Source organism: Streptomyces sp. NBC_00236 (assembly GCF_036195045.1).
GTDB lineage: Bacteria > Actinomycetota > Actinomycetes > Streptomycetales > Streptomycetaceae > Streptomyces.
Map to the genome: position 1 here is coordinate 2,234,666 of NZ_CP108100.1, position 19,503 is coordinate 2,254,168.

At 72.2% G+C, this 19,503-nt stretch carries 13 protein-coding genes and 1 riboswitch; of the genes, 10 read left to right on the forward strand and 3 right to left on the reverse strand.

Annotation, left to right across the window (positions count from 1 at the left end; translation table 11 throughout):
• Positions 1-235 precede the first annotated feature (235 nt).
• Positions 236-2,458 carry a bifunctional glycosyltransferase/CDP-glycerol:glycerophosphate glycerophosphotransferase gene (locus OG446_RS09900; protein WP_328893671.1) on the forward strand — a complete coding sequence of 741 codons (2,223 nt, stop codon included), beginning with the start codon at positions 236-238 and terminating at the stop codon, positions 2,456-2,458.
• Between the two features lie 22 nt (positions 2,459-2,480).
• Here OG446_RS09900 and OG446_RS09905 read toward each other — a convergent pair whose 3' ends face one another.
• The gene (locus tag OG446_RS09905) at positions 2,481-3,119 is read right to left on the reverse strand and encodes a LysE family translocator (protein ID WP_328893672.1); all 639 of its coding nucleotides are present in this window, start codon (positions 3,117-3,119) and stop codon (positions 2,481-2,483) included.
• A 142-nt stretch (positions 3,120-3,261) separates the two neighbouring features.
• A riboswitch (cobalamin riboswitch) is annotated at positions 3,262-3,332 on the forward strand.
• A 128-nt stretch (positions 3,333-3,460) separates the two neighbouring features.
• Between OG446_RS09905 and OG446_RS09910 the strand changes: the two genes are divergently transcribed.
• The 7 genes from OG446_RS09910 (at position 3,461) to OG446_RS09940 (ending at position 13,241) form a co-directional block, all read left to right on the forward strand.
• A complete protein-coding gene (locus tag OG446_RS09910; protein ID WP_328893673.1) occupies positions 3,461-4,720 on the forward strand; it encodes a prenyltransferase/squalene oxidase repeat-containing protein in 1,260 nt (419 codons plus the stop codon).
• 68 nt (positions 4,721-4,788) lie between these two features.
• Positions 4,789-5,451, forward strand: coding sequence for an SCO2322 family protein (locus OG446_RS09915; RefSeq protein WP_328898258.1), 663 nt, complete (start codon positions 4,789-4,791; stop codon positions 5,449-5,451).
• Positions 5,448-6,635, forward strand: coding sequence for an energy-coupling factor transporter transmembrane component T (locus OG446_RS09920; protein ID WP_389259744.1), 1,188 nt, complete (start codon positions 5,448-5,450; stop codon positions 6,633-6,635). Before OG446_RS09915 ends, OG446_RS09920 begins: the two co-directional genes overlap by 4 nt.
• Entirely contained in the window at positions 6,632-8,347 is a 1,716-nt protein-coding gene (locus OG446_RS09925) for an ABC transporter ATP-binding protein (protein WP_328893675.1), read from the forward strand. The genes OG446_RS09920 and OG446_RS09925 overlap by 4 nt, the downstream gene beginning before the upstream one ends.
• Positions 8,344-9,171, forward strand: a complete 828-nt coding sequence (locus tag OG446_RS09930) for an ECF transporter S component (RefSeq protein WP_328893676.1) — start codon at positions 8,344-8,346, stop codon at positions 9,169-9,171. Before OG446_RS09925 ends, OG446_RS09930 begins: the two co-directional genes overlap by 4 nt.
• A 305-nt stretch (positions 9,172-9,476) precedes the next feature.
• A complete protein-coding gene (locus OG446_RS09935; RefSeq protein ID WP_148017500.1) occupies positions 9,477-9,902 on the forward strand; it encodes a transglycosylase SLT domain-containing protein in 426 nt (141 codons plus the stop codon).
• A 225-nt stretch (positions 9,903-10,127) separates the two neighbouring features.
• On the forward strand, positions 10,128-13,241 hold the full coding sequence (locus OG446_RS09940; protein ID WP_328893677.1) for an alpha-N-acetylglucosaminidase: 3,114 nt from the start codon (positions 10,128-10,130) through the stop codon (positions 13,239-13,241).
• Positions 13,242-13,558: 317 nt separating this feature from the next.
• On the opposite strand, the gene OG446_RS09945 is transcribed toward OG446_RS09940, so the two are convergent.
• Complete coding sequence (locus tag OG446_RS09945; protein WP_328893678.1) at positions 13,559-14,728, reverse strand: steroid 3-ketoacyl-CoA thiolase; 1,170 nt, start codon at positions 14,726-14,728, stop codon at positions 13,559-13,561.
• A 317-nt stretch (positions 14,729-15,045) separates the two neighbouring features.
• On the opposite strand from OG446_RS09945, the gene OG446_RS09950 reads away from it, so the two are divergent.
• Positions 15,046-16,293, forward strand: coding sequence for a cytochrome P450 (locus OG446_RS09950; protein WP_328893679.1), 1,248 nt, complete (start codon positions 15,046-15,048; stop codon positions 16,291-16,293).
• A 52-nt stretch (positions 16,294-16,345) separates the two neighbouring features.
• Positions 16,346-17,326 carry an AEC family transporter gene (locus OG446_RS09955; protein ID WP_328893680.1) on the forward strand — a complete coding sequence of 327 codons (981 nt, stop codon included), beginning with the start codon at positions 16,346-16,348 and terminating at the stop codon, positions 17,324-17,326.
• Positions 17,327-17,443: 117 nt separating this feature from the next.
• On the opposite strand, the gene OG446_RS09960 is transcribed toward OG446_RS09955, so the two are convergent.
• On the reverse strand, positions 17,444-19,435 hold the full coding sequence (locus OG446_RS09960) for a bifunctional glycosyltransferase 87/phosphatase PAP2 family protein (RefSeq protein WP_328898259.1): 1,992 nt from the start codon (positions 19,433-19,435) through the stop codon (positions 17,444-17,446).
• Positions 19,436-19,503: the final 68 nt, after the last annotated feature.

Here is a 19,503-nt window from a genome sequence, read left to right on the forward strand (position 1 = left end):
CACCAGCCGAAGGGACGGCACGGCGGGAATCTATAGGTACCGGACTCCCGGGACAAACCGGAATGATTAGTCACCCGCGCACGGCACAGGCGTACCCGGAACACCACGGCGTGCTCGCCCCGGCCACTCCGGGTGAGGGGGAGAGTGCGCGCGCGACCGCATCACCGGGGTCGGTAGTCTTCGTGTTCGACCCCGATCGACCCCGATAACCTGTACGTCATCTGGAGTTCCCCCCATGCCTCGTTTCAGTGTTGTGATCCCCGTGTTCAAGGTCCAGGGATACCTCCACGAGTGCCTGGACTCCGTCCTCGGGCAGTCGTTCCAGGACATCGAGGTGATCGCCGTCGACGACTGCTCACCGGACTCCTGCGGCGACATCATCGACGAGTACGCCGCCCGCGACGCGCGTGTCCAGGCCGTGCACCTGCCCCAGAACGTGGGGCTGGGCCGGGCGCGCAACGCCGGACTCCAGCGCGCGACCGGCGACTACGTCCTCTTCCTCGACAGTGACGACAGCTACACCCCCGGCCTGCTGCAGGCGCTGGCCGCCCGGCTCGACGCGGTGGGGGACCTGGACATCCTCGTCTTCGACCACGTCCGCACGTTCTGGCACGGCAGGGGCGGCCCCAGCCAGTCCACGGAGCTGTTCGAGCGGGCGGGCACGGACGTCTTCCGCCTGCGGGACCGGCCCGAGTTCGTCCATCTCTTCCTGGTGGCCTGGAACAAGGCGTTCCGTCGTGAGTTCTTCCTGGAGCAGGGTTTCCAGTACGCGCCCGGCCTGTACGAGGACGCGCCGGTCACCCAGATGGCGATGGTCACGGCCGAGCGCATCGGCTGTCTGAACAGGGTCGGCGTCGAGTACCGGCAGCGCCGCCACGGCGCGATCACGAAGACGCCGGGCCGCAAGCACTTCGACATCTTCGAGCAGTACGAGGGCCTGTTCGCCTTCCTCGACGCACGCCCCGAGCTGGCCTGGTCCAAGCCGATGCTGTTCGAGCGTGCCATTCACCACATGCTGTTCTCGCTGAAGCGCACCGAGCGGGTCAGGCCCGCCGACCGCAAGGACTACTTCGCCCGCACCGCGGACTTCTACGCCGCGCACATCCCCGACGGCTTCACCCTGCCCGGCGGAACGATGGGGGTGCACATGCGCGCCCTGGCCAAGCGGTCCTTCCGCGCCTACCAGGCGACGGAATTCGCCGCCCGGGTCAAGCGGGCCGGGCCGAGGAAGGTCCTCGGGGCCACCAGCCGGGTCGGCAAGCAGGCGGCCACGAGCCTGTCCACCTTCCAGCGCCGGCGCCCGCTGGATCCGCACCTGGCCGTCTACACCTCGTACGAGAACCTGCTGCCGTCGTGCAACCCGGCCGCGGTCTTCGACAAGGCCAAGGAGCTGGCACCGCAGGTGCACGGCGTCTGGGTGGTGCGTCAGGAACTCGCCGACCAGGTGCCCGCCGGCATCGACCACGTCGTGCCCGGCTCGCGCCGCCACGCGGAGGTGACGGCTCGCGCCACGTACTTCGTGAGCAACGCCGCCTTCCCGGACGACATCGCCAAGCGCCCGGGGCAGATCCATCTGCAGACCCACCACGGCACCCCGCTCAAGCGGATGGGCATGGACCAGCAGGCGTATCCCGCCGCCGCCCAGGGCATGGACTTCGGCCGTCTGCTGGAGCAGGTGAACCGCTGGAACCTCAGCGTCTCCTCCAACCGGCACTCCACGGAGCAGTGGGAGCGCGTGTACCCCGGCACGTTCGAGTCGCTCGATGTGGGTTACCCGCGCAACGACCGCTTCTTCACCTCGACCGCCGAGGACGTCGCCGCCATCCGCGACCGGCTGGGCATCGCGCCGGGCAGGACCGCGCTGCTGTACGCGCCGACCCACCGCGAACACCACAAGGAGTGGACCCCCACGTTCGATCTGGCGCGCGTGGCCAAGTCCCTGGGCGACGACTTCGTCCTGATGGTCCGCACCCACCGCCTCGACCGGCCGAACCCGCAGCTGAGGGACCTCGCCGAACAGGGCAGCGTCATCGACGTGTCCGGCCACCCGTCCGTCGAGGACCTCTGCCTGGCGGCGGACGCGCTCGTCGCGGACTACTCGTCCCTCATCTTCGACTACGCCAACCTCGACCGCCCCATCGTCGTCGACGCGTCCGACTGGAAGGTCTACAACGCGGTCCGCGGTGTCACGTTCGACCTCGTCTCCGGCCTTCCGGGCGACACCCCCGGAACCGTCGCGACCACGGAGGACGAGCTCATCGACGCCTTCCGCAGCGGGCGTTGGTGCGACGCGGAGGCCACCGCGCTGCGCAGCGCCTTCCGTGAGCGCTTCTGCCCGTACGACGACGGGCACGCCGCCGAGCGCGTCGTACGCCGCTTCTTCCTCGGCGAGGACCCCGCCCCGGCGATCGTCCCGCCGGCGCGGCGGACCCCGGCGCCCAGGCCGTCGCGGGGCTGATGCGCTGCGGGTGGTCGGGTAGTCAGTCCTTGCGTCCGGTGACGGCCACGGAGACTCCGAGGCCGATCATCGTGACCCCGCCGATGCCTCCGACGAGTGACAGGCGCCGGGGCGAGCGGGCGAACCAGTCCCGGCCGGTTGCCGCGAGCAGGCCCCACAGACTGTCCGAGGCCAGCGCGATGAGGTTGAAGACCAGCCCGAGCACCAGCATCTGCACCGCGATGTGGCCCTGGGCGCGGTCGACGAACTGCGGCAGCACGGCGGCGAAGAACACCATGGTCTTGGGGTTGGCGACACCGACGGCGAACCCGTCCCAGAACGTGCGCCGACCGCCCTGCGCGGTCTTCTCGCCGGTGAACGCGGCCTGGAGCGAGCCGCGTTGCCGCCACGCCTTGACACCCAGGTACACCAGGTAGGCGGCACCGGCCAGTTTCAGCACCGTGAAGACGAGGACGGAACGCTCCACGACCGACCCGACTCCGAGGGCCACGGCGACGACGAGCAGGAAGGCGCCCATCGTGTTGCCGGCGACCGTCGTCATCGCCGCACGCCTGCCCTGCGCCAGGGCCCGCCCGATCACGAACAGCACGCTGGGCCCCGGAATCACGATCAGCAGGAACGACATCGCCGTGAAGGCGAGCAAGCGGTCAGCAGACACCATGCGGCTCATGCAAGCACGGACGGGGGCCGCGCTTCAGCCCCTTTTCCGGGCCCTGGGCGCCTTCGCCGGGCCCGGGGGACCGTCGCCCGGCGGCCCGGGACCCGCCCGGTAGAGTGGGCGGGTCGTCATCATGTCCGTTCAGGGGGAAGCCGGTGCGAATCCGGCGCTGACCCGCAGCCGTGACCGCCCACGAGGGCGGGAGCCGGAATGCCCTGCCCGTGTCGTGACCGGCTCGTGCCGTCGGGACCCCCCGGTGGCCGGCACCGTCGAGGTATACGGAGCCGGAGCCTGGTGCCTGTGTGTGCCTGTGCCCGGTTCCCCCAGGAGAGGCCCCGCCCGCCATGACCGTACGCCGCAGCGCAGCCGCGCTCGCCGCCACCGCCACCGTGCTCTGGGTGGCCGCAGCCCCGGCCGCAGTCGCCGCGCCGTCCCCCTCCCCCTCGCCGTCCCTGGCTCTGCCCTCGGGGCTGTACGGCACGAAGGACCCGACGTACGACGGGGTGTGGCGGCAGTCGCTGGCCTTCATCTCGCAGCGGGCCGTGGGGGTCTCGCCCGCCGACGAGGCCGTCGACTGGCTGATCGGCCAGCAGTGCGACAGCGGGGCGTTCCCCGCGTACCGGCCGGACCCCTCCGTGCGCTGCGACGCCAAGACCGTGGTCGACACCAATGCGACGGCGGCCGCCGTGCAGGCACTGCACGAGGTCCGCGGGCACAAGGCGCTCGTGCAGAACGGGGTCTCCTGGCTGAAGTCCGTGCAGAACGAGGACGGCGGTTGGGGCTACACCGCCGGCAGCCCGAGTGACGCGAACTCCACCTCGATCGTGATCGGCGCCCTCGGCCGGGCCGGCGAGAAGCTCGACGCCGTGACGAACAGCGGGGGCAGGACGCCGTACGACGCGCTGCTCACCTTCGCCATCCCCTGCGGCGGCAAGGACGGCGGCGCGTTCGCGTACCAGCCCGACAAGGCCGGCAAGCTCGTCGCCAACGGCGACGCCACCGCGGCCGGGGTGCTCGGCTCGCTCGGCAAGGGGCTCGTCATCGGCAACAACGCCGCGGTGAAGGACCCCACGTGCACCGAGGGTGACTCCGTCACGCCCGAGCAGGCCGCGCAGAACGGTGCCCACTACCTCGCCGGGGCCCTCAAGAAGACCGGCCACCTCGACTCGCCGCCGATGCCCGGCGCCGAGGACAGCGCCCCGCAGCCCGACTTCGGCAACACCGCCGACGCGGTCGTCGCCCTGTCCGCGGCCGGTCACAAGGACAAGGCCGCCGCGTCCGTGAAGTGGCTCGAGAAGAACTCCGCGGACTGGGCGAAGGAGAACGGCCCCGCCGCCTACGCACAGCTCGTCATGGCCGCCCACGCCACCGGCGCCGACGTCCACGACTTCGGCGGCGCCGACCTCGTCGACCAGCTGAACGCGACGGGTCCCGCGCCCTCCACCGACAAGAAGCCGACGGCGAGCGCCACCGAGGAGGAGAAGAAGGACAGCGGCGACGGGGACGGCATCGGCGGTGTCTGGTGGTTCGTCGGGATCGGGCTCGCCGTCGGCGCCGGCGCCGGGTTCCTGATCAGCGGCCGCCGCAAGAACCAGCAGCTGTGAGGGCCCGCCGTGCGGGCCGGGCCGTGGCCGCCCGACGGCCCTCGAAGCGCGCCGGACGGGCCGCCGTCCTGCTGGTCGTCCTGGGCGCTGTCCTGGCCGTGCTCGGTACGGGTACGGCCCAGGCGGCGGGCTACCGCTACTGGTCGTTCTGGGAGGGCTCCGGCGGCGGGTGGGCGTATGCCACCCAGGGGCCGTCGCTGGTCCGGCCGGACGACGGTTCGGTGCAGGGCTTCCGGTTCGCGGTGAGCGCCGACTCGCAGGACGCGGCCAAGCCGCGCCACTCCCCCGACTTCGCGGAGATCTGCGCGGACACGCCCGCCGAGGACGGCCGCAAGCGGGTAGCGCTCGTCATCGACCCCGGTACGGCAGCCGACGCCCCGGACGGGGAGACGCCGCCCGCTCCGCGGACCGCGTGCGCGCGGGTCCCGCAGGACGCGAGCAGCGCGGAGGCCCTCGCCTCCGTGGCCAAGCCGCTGCGGTACGGCAGTGACGCGCTGCTCTGTGCGATCTCCGGCTATCCGGAGTCCGGCTGCGGTGAGCAGGTGTCCCAGGACTCGGGTGGTGGCAGGACCGCCACGGCCGACGCCTCCGCGCCCACGTCGGCGGGCGTCGCCACCGGCGGCGACGGTGCGGACGGCGGCGGGCCGTCCGCCGGGGTCCTCGTCGGGGTCGGTGCCGTCCTGCTCCTCGGCATCGCCGCAGTCGCGCAGGCCCGCCGCCGCCGCGGATGACCGGCACCACGCCTCACCGTACGGACGCACCGGTGGACCGGGTCCGTGCCTGGCGCGCGCCCGCCGCCACCCGGAGCAACGCACTGCCCGCCGGCGCCTGGTGGCTGTGGGCCCTCGGGCTCGCGACCGCCGCGTCCCGGACCACCAACCCGCTGCTGCTCGGCCTGCTGGTCGGGGTCGCGGGGTACGTCGTGGCGGCGCGCCGCACGGATGCGCCGTGGGCCCGGTCGTACGGGGCGTTCATCAAGATCGGGCTGTTCGTCATCGGTGTGCGGCTGCTCTTCTCCGCCTTCCTCGGCTCTCCGATCCCCGGTACGCATGTCGTGTTCACGCTGCCCGAGGTGCCGCTGCCGGAGTGGGCGAAGGGGGTCCGGATCGGTGGCCGGGTCACCGCCGAGCAGTTGCTGTTCGCGCTCTACGACGGGGCGAAGCTGGCCGCGCTGCTGATCTGTGTCGGCGCGGCGAACTCCCTCGCGAACCCGGCCCGGCTGCTGAAGTCGCTGCCCGGTGCGCTGTACGAGGCGGGGGTGGCGGTCGTCGTCGCGATGACGTTCGCGCCGAACATGGTCGCCGACGTGATGCGGCTGCGTACCGCCCGGCGGCTGCGCGGGCGGCCGACCGGCGGGGTGCGGGCCGTCCTCCAGATCGGCCTGCCGGTGCTGGAGGGTGCGCTGGAGCGGTCGGTCGCGGTGGCGGCCTCGATGGACGCCCGCGGCTACGGGCGTACCGCGCAGGTCCCGGCCGCCGTCCGGCACACCACGAACGTCCTCACCCTCGGCGGGCTGCTGGGCGTCTGCGCCGGTACGTACGGGCTGCTCGCCGCTCAGGGCGCGGTGTACGGGCTGCCGCTGCTGATCGCCGGGCTCGTCGCGGCGATGGCCGGGCTGCGACTCGGCGGGGCGCGTTCGGTACGGACCCGCTACCGGCCCGACCGGTGGGGGGTGCGGGCCTGGCTGGTCGCGGGGTCCGGTGCGGCGGTCGCGGTGGCGATGATCTGGGCGGGCAGTGCGGATCCGGCGGCGCTGCACCCCGGTGTCGTCCCGCTGACCGCGCCCGTGCTGCCGCTGTGGCCGGCCGCCGCGGTGCTGATCGGGCTGCTGCCTGCGGTGGTCGCGCCCGTCCCGCCCTTTCCCACGGGCTCGCCCGTCCCGCCTTCCCCCACAGGCTTCGAGGAGCAGGTGTGATCCGGTTCGACGATGTTTCGGTGCAGTACGAGGGCGTGGACCGCCCCACCCTGTCGGGCGTCGACCTGACCGTTCCCGAGGGTGAGCTGGTGCTGCTCGTCGGGCCGTCCGGGGTCGGTAAGTCGACTTTGCTGGGTGCCGTGTCGGGGCTCGTGCCGCACTTCACCGGCGGCCGGCTGACCGGGCGGGTGACCGTCGACGGTCGGGACACCCGCACCCACAAACCCCGTGAGCTCGCCGATCTGGTCGGCACCGTGGGCCAGGACCCGCTCTCCCACTTCGTGACGGACACGGTCGAGGACGAGCTGGCGTACGGCATGGAGTCGCTGGGCCTGGCTCCGGACGTGATGCGGCGGCGGGTCGAGGAGACCCTGGATCTGCTGGGTCTCGCCGGGCTGCGCGACCGTCCGATCGCCACCCTGTCCGGGGGTCAGCAGCAGCGGGTCGCGATCGGTTCGGTCCTGACTCCGCACCCCCGCGTCCTGGTGCTGGACGAGCCGACGTCCGCGCTGGACCCCGCGGCGGCCGAGGAGGTCCTCGCGGTGCTGCAGCGGCTCGTCCACGACCTGGGGACGACGGTCCTGATGGCGGAGCACCGGCTGGAGCGCGTGGTCCAGTACGCGGACCAGGTCGTCCTGCTGCCGTCGCCGGGCGCCGCCCCGGTGATGGGGGCGCCCGCCGAGGTGATGGCCGTCTCTCCGGTGCATCCGCCGGTGGTGGCGCTGGGGCGGCTCGCCGGCTGGGAGCCGCTGCCGCTGTCGGTCCGCGACGCCCGGCGGCGGGCCGCGGGAATGCGGGAGCGGCTGGCGGGCATGACGCCCGGGCCGGTCGGCGGTGGCGGAACCGGGAAGTTTCCCCCGCCGGCGCCCGCTCACCGCCCCACGCCCCGGCGGTCCGCCCTGGCCCGGCTGTTCGCCCGGCCTCCGCAGGAGGCCCCCGAGCCCGTCACCGACGCCACCACCCGCGTCGAGCGCCTCGGGGTGCGGCGCGGGCGCGTCGAGGCGCTGCGCCGGGTGACGCTCACCGTCGCCCCCGGCGAGACCGTCGCCCTGATGGGCCGCAACGGTGCGGGCAAGTCCACCCTGCTCTCCGCCCTCGTCGGCATGGTCGAACCGACGTCCGGCACCGTGCTCGTCGGCGGTCGCACCCCGCACCGGACACCGCCGCGCGAGATGGTGCGCCGCGTCGGTCTCGTACCGCAGGAGCCGCGCGATCTGCTGTACGCGGACACCGTCGCCGCCGAGTGCGCCGCGGCCGATGCCGATGCGGGCGCCGCTCCGGGCAGCTGCCGGGCGCTGGTCTCCGAGCTGCTGCCCGGTGTGGCGGACGCCACCCATCCCCGTGATCTGTCCGAGGGGCAGCGGCTCGCCCTGGCGCTCGCGCTGGTGCTCACCGCCCGTCCCCCGCTGCTGCTCCTGGACGAGCCGACCCGTGGTCTGGACTACGCGGCGAAGGCCCGGCTCGTCGGGGTGCTGCGCACGCTGGCGGCCGAGGGCCGTGCGATCGTGCTGGCCACGCATGACGTGGAGCTGGCCGCCGAGCTGGCCCACCGGGTGGTGATCCTCGCCGACGGGGAGGTCGTCGCGGACGGGCCGACCCCGGAGGTCGTGGTGTCCTCGCCCGCGTTCGCCCCGCAGATCGCCAAGATCCTCGCCCCGCAGGAGTGGCTCACCGTGTCGCAGGTGCGCGAGGCGCTGGGAGGTGCCGGGTGACCGGTACGACAGGGCGCAGTGCGCGGCCGGTACGGCTCGGGCCGCGGGCGGTCGCCGCGCTGGTGCTGATCAGCGCGATCGGGGTGGCGGCCTTCGGCTGGCCGCTGCTGGCCGACGCGGACTCCGGGCTGGCGCACTCGAAGGACGCGCCGTGGCTGTTCGCCGCGCTGCTTCCGCTGCTGGTCGGGGTGGTGGTCGCGATGATCGCGGACTCCGGGCTCGACGCGAAGGCGGTCGCGATGCTGGGGGTGCTGGCGGCGGTGGGGGCCGCGCTGCGCCCGCTGGGGGCGGGTACGGCCGGTCTGGAGCCGATGTTCTTCCTGATGGTGCTGAGCGGGCGGGTGCTCGGGCCGGGCTTCGGCTTCGTGCTGGGTTCGGTGACGATGTTCGCCTCCGCGCTGCTGACCGGCGGGGTGGGCCCGTGGATGCCGTTCCAGATGCTGTCGATGGGCTGGTTCGCGATGGGCGCCGGGATGCTGCCGGGGCCGGACCGGCTGCGCGGGCGCGCCGAGCTGCTGATGCTCGCCGCGTACGGGGCGGTGGCCTCGTTCGCGTACGGAACGGTCATGAACCTCTACGGGTGGACGATCGTGCCGGGCCAGGCCTCGGGCATCTCCTTCCACCCCGGTGACGCGCTGGGCGACAACCTGGTGCGCTTCCTCGCCTACTGCACGGCCACCTCGCTGGGCTGGGACCTGGGCCGGGCCGTGCTCACCGTCGTCCTGACGCTGACCGTCGGAACCGCGCTGCTGAAGGCGCTGCGCCGGGCCACGAGGCGTGCCGCCTTCGAGGCCCAGGTCACATTCGGGGTCCCGGAGGAGTGAGGGCACCCACAGGACCTTGGTCCTCTACGAAGCGGGTTAGGAGCCTCGCAGGGCGGTCACCGGGCCCCGTTCCACCCGCCCTGACCTGCTATTGAGCGGTTTGAGGTGGTTCGGGACCTTCGGCCCTGGGTGCGAGGCGGGGTCGTACCGGGGGTCGTTGCGGTGGTTGAACGGCGCGGCTAACACTTGAGACGTCGCCGAGCACCGCAGCGTCCACCGGAACGGACAGCGGTCAACGCGCAACGGTTCACGCAGGATTCGGACCGGAGCACGCGACTCCCCCGTACCCGACGTTAGGTTCCTCTGTGTCGTTCGCCCGTAACATCCTCGCCCGCCGCAAGTCCGCCGTCGCCGGTGCAGCAGTGCTTCTCGGTGCCTCCGGTGTGGCCCTGGGCGTCTCCCCGGCCATGGCGGCCACCACCGCCGCGCCGACGTCCGCTGCCGCGAGTGCTCAGGACACGGCGAAGCAGATGATCGGTGACGACGCGCAGTTCCAGTGCTTCAGCAACATCGTCAGCCACGAGAGCGGCTGGAACCCGAGCGCGACCAACGCCTCCTCCGGCGCCTACGGCCTGGTCCAGGCACTGCCCGGCTCGAAGATGGCGTCCGCCGGCTCCGACTGGCAGACCAACCCCACCACCCAGATCAAGTGGGGCATGGACTACATGAACTCCCGCTACGGCAGCCCCTGTGGCGCCTGGTCCTTCTGGCAGGCCAACAACTGGTACTGAGTCCACCCGGACCGCAGCCAGTAGCGACGAAGAGCCCCCGTACACCGCACCCGCGGTGCACGGGGGCTCTTCGTCGTGTCCGCGACCGGCCGCTGCGCCATCCGGCGGCCTGTCCGAAAGATGTTGGGGACCCGTTGTCGCGCCTGCGTCCCCCCATTAACGTGCGCCCCGCAGAATCCGGTTCACATCTGACGCACCATCCGTGGCGACGACCAAGGAGTGCTCGTGACGCAGCTGTCGAGACGTACGCTACTGACCTCGGCCGGAGCGGTGGGCATGTCCGCCGCCCTCGGCACGCGGATCCCGGCGGTGGCCGGTCCGGCCCGGACGGCGGCGGCGACCGCGGCCGCGCGGGCGGCCCTGGAGCGGCTGCTGGGCGGGCACGCCGACCAGTTCCGGCTCACCCTCCTCGATCCGGCGGACGGCGGCGATCGCTTCCGGGTCGGCGGTGCGCGTGGGCGCGTCGAGGTCGCCGGTACGAGTCCGGCGGTGATCCTGACCGGGGTGCACTGGTACCTGAAGTACGAGTGCGACGCGGTGATCTCCTGGGCCGGCAGCCAACTCGGCCTGCCTGCCGTGCTGCCCGCGCCCCGGCAGCCGCTGGAGCGCGCGGCGACGGTCCCGCACCGGTTCGCCTTCAACGACACGTACGACGGGTACACCGCCCCGTACGCCGACTGGGCGCGCTGGGAGCAGACGCTCGACGTGCTGGCCCTGCACGGCTGCAACGAGATCTTCCTGACCGTGGGCCAGGAGGCGGTGTACCACCGGATGCTGCAGGAGTTCGGCTACAGCGACGCGGAGGCCAGGGCCTGGATCCCGGCGCCGACCCACCAGCCGTGGTGGCTGCTGCAGAACATGAGCGGGTACGGGGGCCCGGTCGGCCCGGAACTCGTCGCACGGCGGGCCGCGCTGGGCCGGCGGGCCGCCGACCGGATGCGCGAGCTCGGCATGGCCCCGGTCCTGCCCGGGTACTTCGGTACGGTCCCCGGCGAGTTCGCCGACCGCAACCCCGGCGCCTCCGTCGTCCCGCAGGGCCTCTGGTCCGGGTTCCGGCGCCCGGACTGGCTGGATCCGCGCACCGACACCTTCGCCCGGGTCGCCGAGTCCTTCTACCGGCACCAGCGGGTGCTGTTCGACGACGTGCCCTCGTACAAGATGGACATCCTCCACGAGGGCGGCAGCGCGGGCGGGGTGGACATCCCCGAGGCGGCGCGCGGGATCGAGCGCGCGCTGCAGACCGCCCGGCCCGGCGCCACCTGGGTGATCATGGGCTGGACCGGCAACCCGCGCCCCGAGATGCTGGCCGCGCTCGACAAGTCGCATGTCCTGATCGTGGACGGCCGCTCCGAGCTGGACGAGTCCACGGACCGCGAGAAGGAGTGGGGGAACACCCCGTACGCCTTCGGCGCGATCCCGAACTTCGGCGGCCGGACCACGCTGGGTTCGATGGCTCCGGCCTGGACGCAGAAGTTCCCGGCCTGGCGCGACAAGGAAGGCAGCGCACTGACCGGCACCGCCTATCTGCCGGAGTCCACCGACCGCGATCCGGCCGCCTTCGAGCTGTTCACCGAGCTGGCCTGGCGTGAGGAGACCGTCGACCGGGCCGACTGGTTCGCACGGTACGCGCGGTTCCGCTACGGCGGCCGGGACGGGCACGCCACGGCGGCCTTCGCCGCGCTGCGTGACACCGCGTACGACGTGCAGAGCAGCGACGGCCGCCCGCACGACTCCCTGTTCGCGGCCCGTCCCGATCTCGCGGCGGTCAACGCCACGTACTGGGGGACCACCCAGCTGTCGTTCGACTCGGCGGGTTTCGACCGCGCCTTCGCCGGCCTCCTCGCGGTGCGGGAACCGCTGCGCCGCTCGGAGGCGTACCGCTTCGACCTGACCGACTTCGCCCGCCAGGCACTCGCCAACCGCTCCCGGCAGCTGCTGCCGCAACTGCGCGCCGCCTATGACCGCAAGGACCGGGAGGCGTTCGCCGCACTGTCCTCGCTGTGGCTGAAACTGATGCGGCTGAGCGACGAAATGACCGGCGGCCACCGGGCGTTCATGCTCGGCCCGTGGCTGGACGAGGCACGGCGGTACGCCTCCTCACCGGCCGAGGCGGCCCAGCTGGAGCACAGCGCCCGCACACTCATCACCACCTGGGCGGACCGTCCGACCGCCGACCAGGGAAAACTGGCCAACTACGCCAACCGTGACTGGCAGGGCCTGATCGGCGACTTCCACCTGCCGCAGTGGCAGAGCTATCTGGACGAGATGGCGGACGCACTCGCCCACGACCGGGCGCCGAGGACCTTCGACTGGTACGCCGTCGAGGAACCGTGGACGCACGAGAGCAAGGCGTATCCGCTGCGGGAGCTGAGCGCGAGCGCCGTGCACCGCACCGCGCGCCGGGTGTACGAGACGCTGTCCACCGCCCCCTACCAGGGCACGGTCACCGTCGGGGCCGACCGGGCCACCATGGAGCCGGGCGGCTCGGCGGTCGTCGAGGCCGGTTTCCGCAACGTCAACGGGCTGCGGCCGACCGGCCCCGTCCGCTTCTCCCTCTCCGTTCCCGGCCTGGAGAGCCGGGCGCAGGGTCCCGTGGAGCAGGCAGGCGTGGAGGCGGGCGGCAGCACCGGGGCGAGCTGGCGGGTCACCGCGCCGCCCACCCCGCCGAAGGAGCCGCTGGAGCCGCATCCGTTCGAGCTGCGCACGGAGTACGGGCCGCGCGGGGAGCAGCCGGTCACGGCGGTGGTCCGGGGGCGGATCTACGTGGCGGGGCCGCTCGACGCGGGCTGGCTGACGCACAACGCGAACGACGCGTCGTTCGGCCAGGTCGACGGCCGCTTCGCCATCGACGGGGCGGGGAGCGACCTGTGGGGGTCGACCGCCCAGTTCGGGGCGGTGTACCGGGCGGCGGCGCTCGCGGACGGCGGGTGCGCGACCGTACGCGTGGACTCCCAGGAGAACACCGGCAACTGGGCGCGGGCCGGGATCGTCGTCCGCAACGCGATGGCGACGAACGGGTCCAGAGGTTTCCTGAACCTGGCCCTGACCCCGGCCAACGGCGTCGTGCTCTCGTACGACGCGAACGGTGACGGCACCCTGGAGAAGCGGGCCTCCGTGCCGGGCGTCACCGGCCCTGTGCTGCTGCGGCTGGCCCGGGCCGGCGCCTCGTACACGGGCTCCTGCTCGACGGACGGCGGGACGACCTGGCAGACCCTGGGCGCGGCGACGGTGCCGGGCGCGGCGGCCGCCCAGGACGTCGGCTTCTTCATGACGGCGGCGAACGGCGGGTCGGGCCGGCGGGGCCGGGCGGACTTCAGCGGCTGGTCGCTGAAGGGCTGACCCGGTGGCGGGGGCCGCTTCGGTCGCGGCCCCCGCCACCGGAGGACCTCTCGGGTCTGTCCGGCTCTGATCCGCCGGACGGGCCCCGGGGCGTGTTTCGGAAGGAGCGCCGTCCGCCCGGAGGCCGAGCAGGCGGGACTTTCGAAACCCGCCCTAAGGGCTGTCCCGCAATTCCTGGTGGATCAGCGCGCGGCGTCAGATGCGGTGCATCGCAAGGCGGAGAGGCGCCCGCATACTGGATGTATTCGGGCGTTTCGACAACGCGGCGAGGTGCCGTAGCTGGCGTCGCGCGCCCGCCAGGAATTGCGGGACAGCCCTTAGAGCCGCTGGATGATCGTGCCGGTCGCCAGCGCGCCACCCGCGCACATGGTGATCAGCGCGAACTCCTTGTCCTGGCGCTCCAGTTCGTGCAGGGCCGTGGTGATCAGCCGGGCTCCGGTGGAGCCGACGGGGTGCCCGAGGGCGATCGCCCCGCCGTTGACGTTGACCTTCGACAGGTCCTGGTCGAAGACCTGCGCCCAGCTCAGCACCACGGACGCGAAGGCCTCGTTGATCTCCACCAGGTCGATGTCCTTGAGCGACATGCCGGCCTTGCCGAGCACCGCGCGGGTCGCGTCGACCGGGCCGTCGAGGTGGAAGTGCGGGTCGGAGCCGACCAGGGCCTGGGCGACGATCCGGGCCCTCGGCTTGAGCTTGAGCGCCCGCGCCATCCGCTTGGACGCCCACATGATCGCGCAGGCGCCGTCCGATATCTGCGAGGAGTTGCCCGCGGTGTGGATGGCGGTCGGCATCACGGGCTTGAGCCGGGCGAGCCCCTCCATCGTGGTGTCGCGCAGCCCCTCGTCACGGTCGACGAGCCGCCACATGCCCTGACCGGCGGCCTGTTCGGCCTCGGTGGTGGGCACCTGGACCGCGTACGTCTCCCGTTTGAATCGCTCCTCGGCCCAGGCGGCGGCTGCCCGCTCCTGGGAGATGAGGCCGAGCGAGTCGACGTTCTCCCGGGTGAGGCCGCGCTTGCGGGCGATGCGCTCGGCGGCCTCGAACTGGTTGGGCAGGTCGACGTTCCACTCGTCGGGCCACGGCTTGCCCGGCCCGTGCTTGGAGCCGCTGCCCAGGGGCACGCGCGACATGGCCTCGACCCCGCAGCTGATCCCGACGTCGATCACCCCGGCCGCGACCATGTTGGCGACCATGTGGGAGGCCTGCTGCGAGGAACCGCACTGGCAGTCCACGGTCGTCGCGGCGGTCTCGTACGGGAGTCCCACGGTGAGCCAGGCGTTGCGTGCGGGGTTCATGGACTGTTCGCCGGCGTGGGTGACGGTGCCCCCGACGATCTGTTCGACGCAGTCGGCGTGGATGCCGGTCCGGCCGAGAAGTTCACGGTAGGTCTCACCCAGCAGGTAGGCCGGGTGGAGATTGGCGAGCGCGCCTCCGCGCTTGCCGATGGGAGTGCGTACGGCTTCGACGATGACGGGTTCCGCGGCCATGAGCTCGTCCTCTCCTCGCACTTCCGCAGAGGCGTCCCGGCGCCCACGGAAGGAACTAGTACGCGTTCTAGTTCTTCATGCAGTCTTATGAGGCTTACCCCCGGTACGCAAGGGTCGTGCACGCACCTTGCCCGCCCTTCACGACCGGCACCCCTCGCAATCCGGCCTGATTCACCGATGCCCCACGCAACAGATCCGGCCATGCCTCTTGTCAGTTGTAGAACTCGTTACTACCTTGCGGGCAACTTCTGATGGGTCGTCAGACAACGTTCCGGCGCCTCTCGGACCGACCTGGAGTTCTTGACCTGGAGCTGCCGATGCCCTGCCCCCATCTGCCCGAAGGGTTCGACTTCACCGATCCCGACCTGCTCCACGCCCGGGTCCCGCACCCGGAGTTCGCCCTCATGCGGGAGACGGCGCCGGTCTGGTGGTGCACCCAGCCCACCGGCATATCCGGCTTCGACGACTCGGGCTACTGGGTCGTCACCCGGCACGCGGACGTCAAGTACGTCTCGACCCATCCCGAACTGTTCTCGTCGAACACCAACACCGCCGTGATCCGCTTCAACGAGTCGATCAGCCGGGACCAGATCGACGTCCAGAAGCTGATCATGCTGAACATGGACCCGCCCGAGCACACCCGGGTCCGCCAGATCGTCCAGCGCGGCTTCACCCCCCGTGCCATCCGGTCCCTGGAGGAGACGCTGCGCAACCGGGCGCGCTCCATCGTCGAGACGGCGCTCGCCGGGGCCGACGACGACGGCTCGTTCGACTTCGTCACCAACATCGCCGTGGAGCTGCCGCTCCAGGCCATCGCCGAGCTCATCGGCGTACCGCAGGAGGACCGGGCCCGGATCTTCGACTGGTCGAACAAGATGGCCGCGTACGACGATCCGGAGTACGCGATCACCGAGGAGATCGGCGCCGAGGCGGCCATGGAGATCGTCTCCTACTCGATGAACCTCGCGGCGGCGCGCAAGGAGTGCCCGGCCAAGGACATCGTCTCGACGCTGGTCGCCGCCGAGGGCGAGGGCAACCTCTCCTCCGACGAGTTCGGCTTCTTCGTGATCCTGCTCGCCGTGGCCGGCAACGAGACGACGCGCAACGCGATCAGCCACGGCATGCACGCCTTCCTGACCCATCCCGAGCAGTGGGAGCTCTACAAGCGGGAGCGGCCGGAGACCACCGCGGAGGAGATCGTCCGCTGGGCGACGCCCGTGGTCTCCTTCCAGCGGACCGCCACCCAGGACGTCGAACTGGGCGGGCAGCAGATCAAGAAGGGCGACCGGGTCGGGCTGTTCTACTCCTCGGCCAACAACGACCCCGAAGTGTTCGAGAACCCGGAGCGGTTCGACATCTCCCGCGACCCGAACCCGCACCTGGGCTTCGGCGGCGGCGGTCCGCACTTCTGCCTGGGCAAGTCCCTGGCCGTGATGGAGATCAACCTGATCTTCAACGCGATCGCGGACGTCCTGCCGGACCTGCGGCTGACCGGCGACCCGCGGCGGCTGCGGTCGGCCTGGCTGAACGGCATCAAGCAGCTCCAGGTGAGCACGTCCGCCTGAGCCGCACGATCCTCGTACCCCTGTCCGTACAGCGGTCAGGGGTACGAGGATCATGGCGGCCATGCACGCCCTGCTCTCCGGCTTCGCCCCCATCTGGATCCTGACCGGCATCGGTTACGCGGCCGGTCGCGGCGGACTCCTCGGTGAGCAGGCCGAGTCGGTGCTCGGCCGGTTCGTCTTCCACGTGGCCATGCCCGCCGCCCTGTTCACCATGGTGTCCGGGTCGCGGCCGGCCGACTTCGCCCATCCGTCGATGGTGGCGTTCGCCGCGGGCACGGCGCTGGTGTCGGCGCTGGGACACGCGGTGGGCCGGCGCTTCTTCGGCCGCAAGAGGGCCGAGGCGGCGATCAGCGGCATGGCGTCCGGATACGTCAACTCCGCCAATCTGGGCATCCCGGTGGCGGTGCACGTACTCGGCGACGCCTCGTTCGTCGCCCAGGTCATCCTGTTCCAGGTGCTGTTCGTCTCGCCCGTGGTCCTGACCCTGCTGGACTCGGGCACGCGGGGCGACGGGGCGGCCACCGGCGGGCTGCGCCGGATGCTCACGATGCCGGTGCGCAACCCCGTCATCATGGCCTCGCTGCTCGGGGTGGCCGTCTCCGCGGCCGGGTGGCAGCCGCCTGCCGCCGTCACCCACTCCTGCGACGTGCTCGGGGCCGCTGCCGTGCCGACGGCGCTGATCACGCTGGGCCTGTCCCTGTGCGGCGGCCCGGGCGGCCGGAAGGTCAGGGCGGCGGGCGACGGGACCGGGCGGGTCACGGGGCGTACGGAGGTCGGTGTCGCGGTCGCGCTCAAGACGGTGGTCCAGCCTCTGGTCGCCTTCCTCGTCGCCGGTCCGCTCCTGGGCCTGCCGGACCACCAGGTGCTGGCCGTGGTGCTCTGCTCCGCGCTGCCGACGGCGCAGAACGCCTACCTCTACGCCCGGGAGTACGGCCTGGACACCGGCCTCGCCCGCCATTGCGTGGTGGCCTCCACCGTGGTGTCGATGGGCACGCTGTCCTTCGGTGCCTGGGTGCTGGGGCCGTCCCGCTGACCTGTTGGAGTGGCGAAGCCCGCCGAACGGGCTGATGCTGGGTGGGCGACGATCCACATGCCGAAGGGGTGCCGAACGGCTCTTGCCGTCCGGCACCCCTTCGGCCACGCCCCGCCGTCAGGCGCTCTCCGTGATCCGCCCCCGCCCGGCGGGTTTCGACGACGTCGTCGTCCTGGTCCCGGGTTCGTCGCCGCCCGGCTCCTCGCTCCCCGGCTCCTCGTCCCCCGCCTTCCGCAGCCTGCGCGGCCCGGAGAGCGCGTACGTGAGGCCGAAGCCGAGGGCCACCACCGCCGCGCCGCCCACCGCGTCGAGCACCCAGTGGTTGCCGGTCGCGACGATCGCCGAGACCGTGAACAGGGGATGCAGCAAGCCCAGCGCCTTCATCCAGACCTTCGGGGCGAGCATCACGATCACCACACCGCACCACAGGGACCAGCCGAAATGCAGCGAGGGCATCGCCGCGTACTGGTTGGTCACCCCGGTCAGCGTCCCGTAGTCGGGCTTCGCGAAGTCCTGGACGCCGTGGACCGTGTCGATGAAGCCGAGCCCCGGCATCAGCCGCGGCGGGGCCAGCGGGTAGAGCCAGAAGCCGACCAGGGCGAGCACGGTGGTGAAGCCGATGGAGCTGCGGACCCAGCGGTAGTCCGCGGGCCGGCGCACGTACAGCACGCCCAGGATGGCCAGCGGCACGATGAAGTGGAACGTCGAGTAGTAGTAGTCGAAGAAGTCCCGCAGCCAGCCGACCTTCACGACCGAGTGGTTGACCCAGTGCTCGATGTCGATGTGCAGCCACTGTTCGATCGAGTGGATCTGACGGCCGTGCTGCTCCGCGGTGGCGCGGCCGGCCGTCGCGGCCAGCCTGACCTGCTGGTACGCGGAGTAGACGACCCTGATCAGCAGGAGTTCGAGCAGCAGGTTCGGCCGGCTGAGCACCCGCCGCCAGAACGGCGCCAGCGGCACCCTGCTCCAGCGGGAGGCGACCGGGGCCGCGTAGGCGGTGGGCACCGGCTGCTGCCAGTACGGCGAGGTGCGCGGCAGGAACGGGGCGACGCACGCGGCGGCGAGCGCGGCGATCAGCAGCACGTTGTCACGGACCGGGAAGACCGCCTCGATGTTCGGCAGCAGCATCTTGCCCGGCAGCGTGACGACGAGGATCACGACGGCCGGCCACACCAGCCGGTCGGAGGCCCGCTTGCCGACCCGGCCGACCACCGCGAGCAGCACCCACAGCAACTGGTGCTGCCAGGCGGTGGGCGCCACGGCGACGCAGACGCAGCCGGTCACGGCCACGGCGAGCAGCAGCTGGCCGTCGCGCGCGTACTGGGCCGCGCGGCGCAGGCCGAGGAAGCAGACGGCCGCGGCCAGCACGACGAAGAGGGTGATCTCCAGCGGGCCCTCCAGGCCCAGCCGGAGCAGCGCACCGTGCAGCGACTGGTTGGCGAGGCTGTCGGCCTGGTCGCCGAGGCCGGCGCCCGCGACATGGTGCACCCAGTACGTCCACGAGTCGTGCGGCATCGCGGCCCAGGCCAGCGCCGTGCAGGCGGCGAACGCGGCGCCGCCGGTCAGCGCGGCTCTGCGTCTGCCGGTCAGCCAGAGCAGGGCGGCGAAGAGCAGCACGGTCGGCTGGAGCGCTGCCGCGATCCCGATCAGTACGCCGGAGGCCCGTTCCCCGCGGGCCACGAAGAGGCCGACGAGGACGAGGAGGACCGGCAGGATACTGGTCTGGCCCAGGTGGAGGGCGTTGCGCACCGGCAGCGAGACCATCAGCAGGCTGATGGCGACGGGGGCGGCCAGCAGGGCCGTGCGGCGGCTGACGGGGGTGGGCAGGGCGCGCGCCGCGATGATGCCGAGGGCGGCGACGAGCAGCAGCGAGCCGAAGGTCCAGGCGACGCCGAGGCTCTGTTCGGCCGTGCGGGTCAGTGGCTTGAGCACCAGGCCGGCGAAGGGGGTGCCGGTGAACCGGTCGGTGTCGTACAGCGAACCCGTCACATGAAGCACACCGTTCTCACCGATCCAGGTCTCCAGATCGGTGAGGCGTTCGCCGGGTGGCTGGCGCACCACCACCGCCATCTGCCGCACGGCCAATGCGGCGACCACCAGCCAGAGCACGGCGCGGGCAGCCCCGGTCCTCGCTCCCGTAGCCGCGTCTGTGCGCACACTGTGCTCCGCGTTCGCCA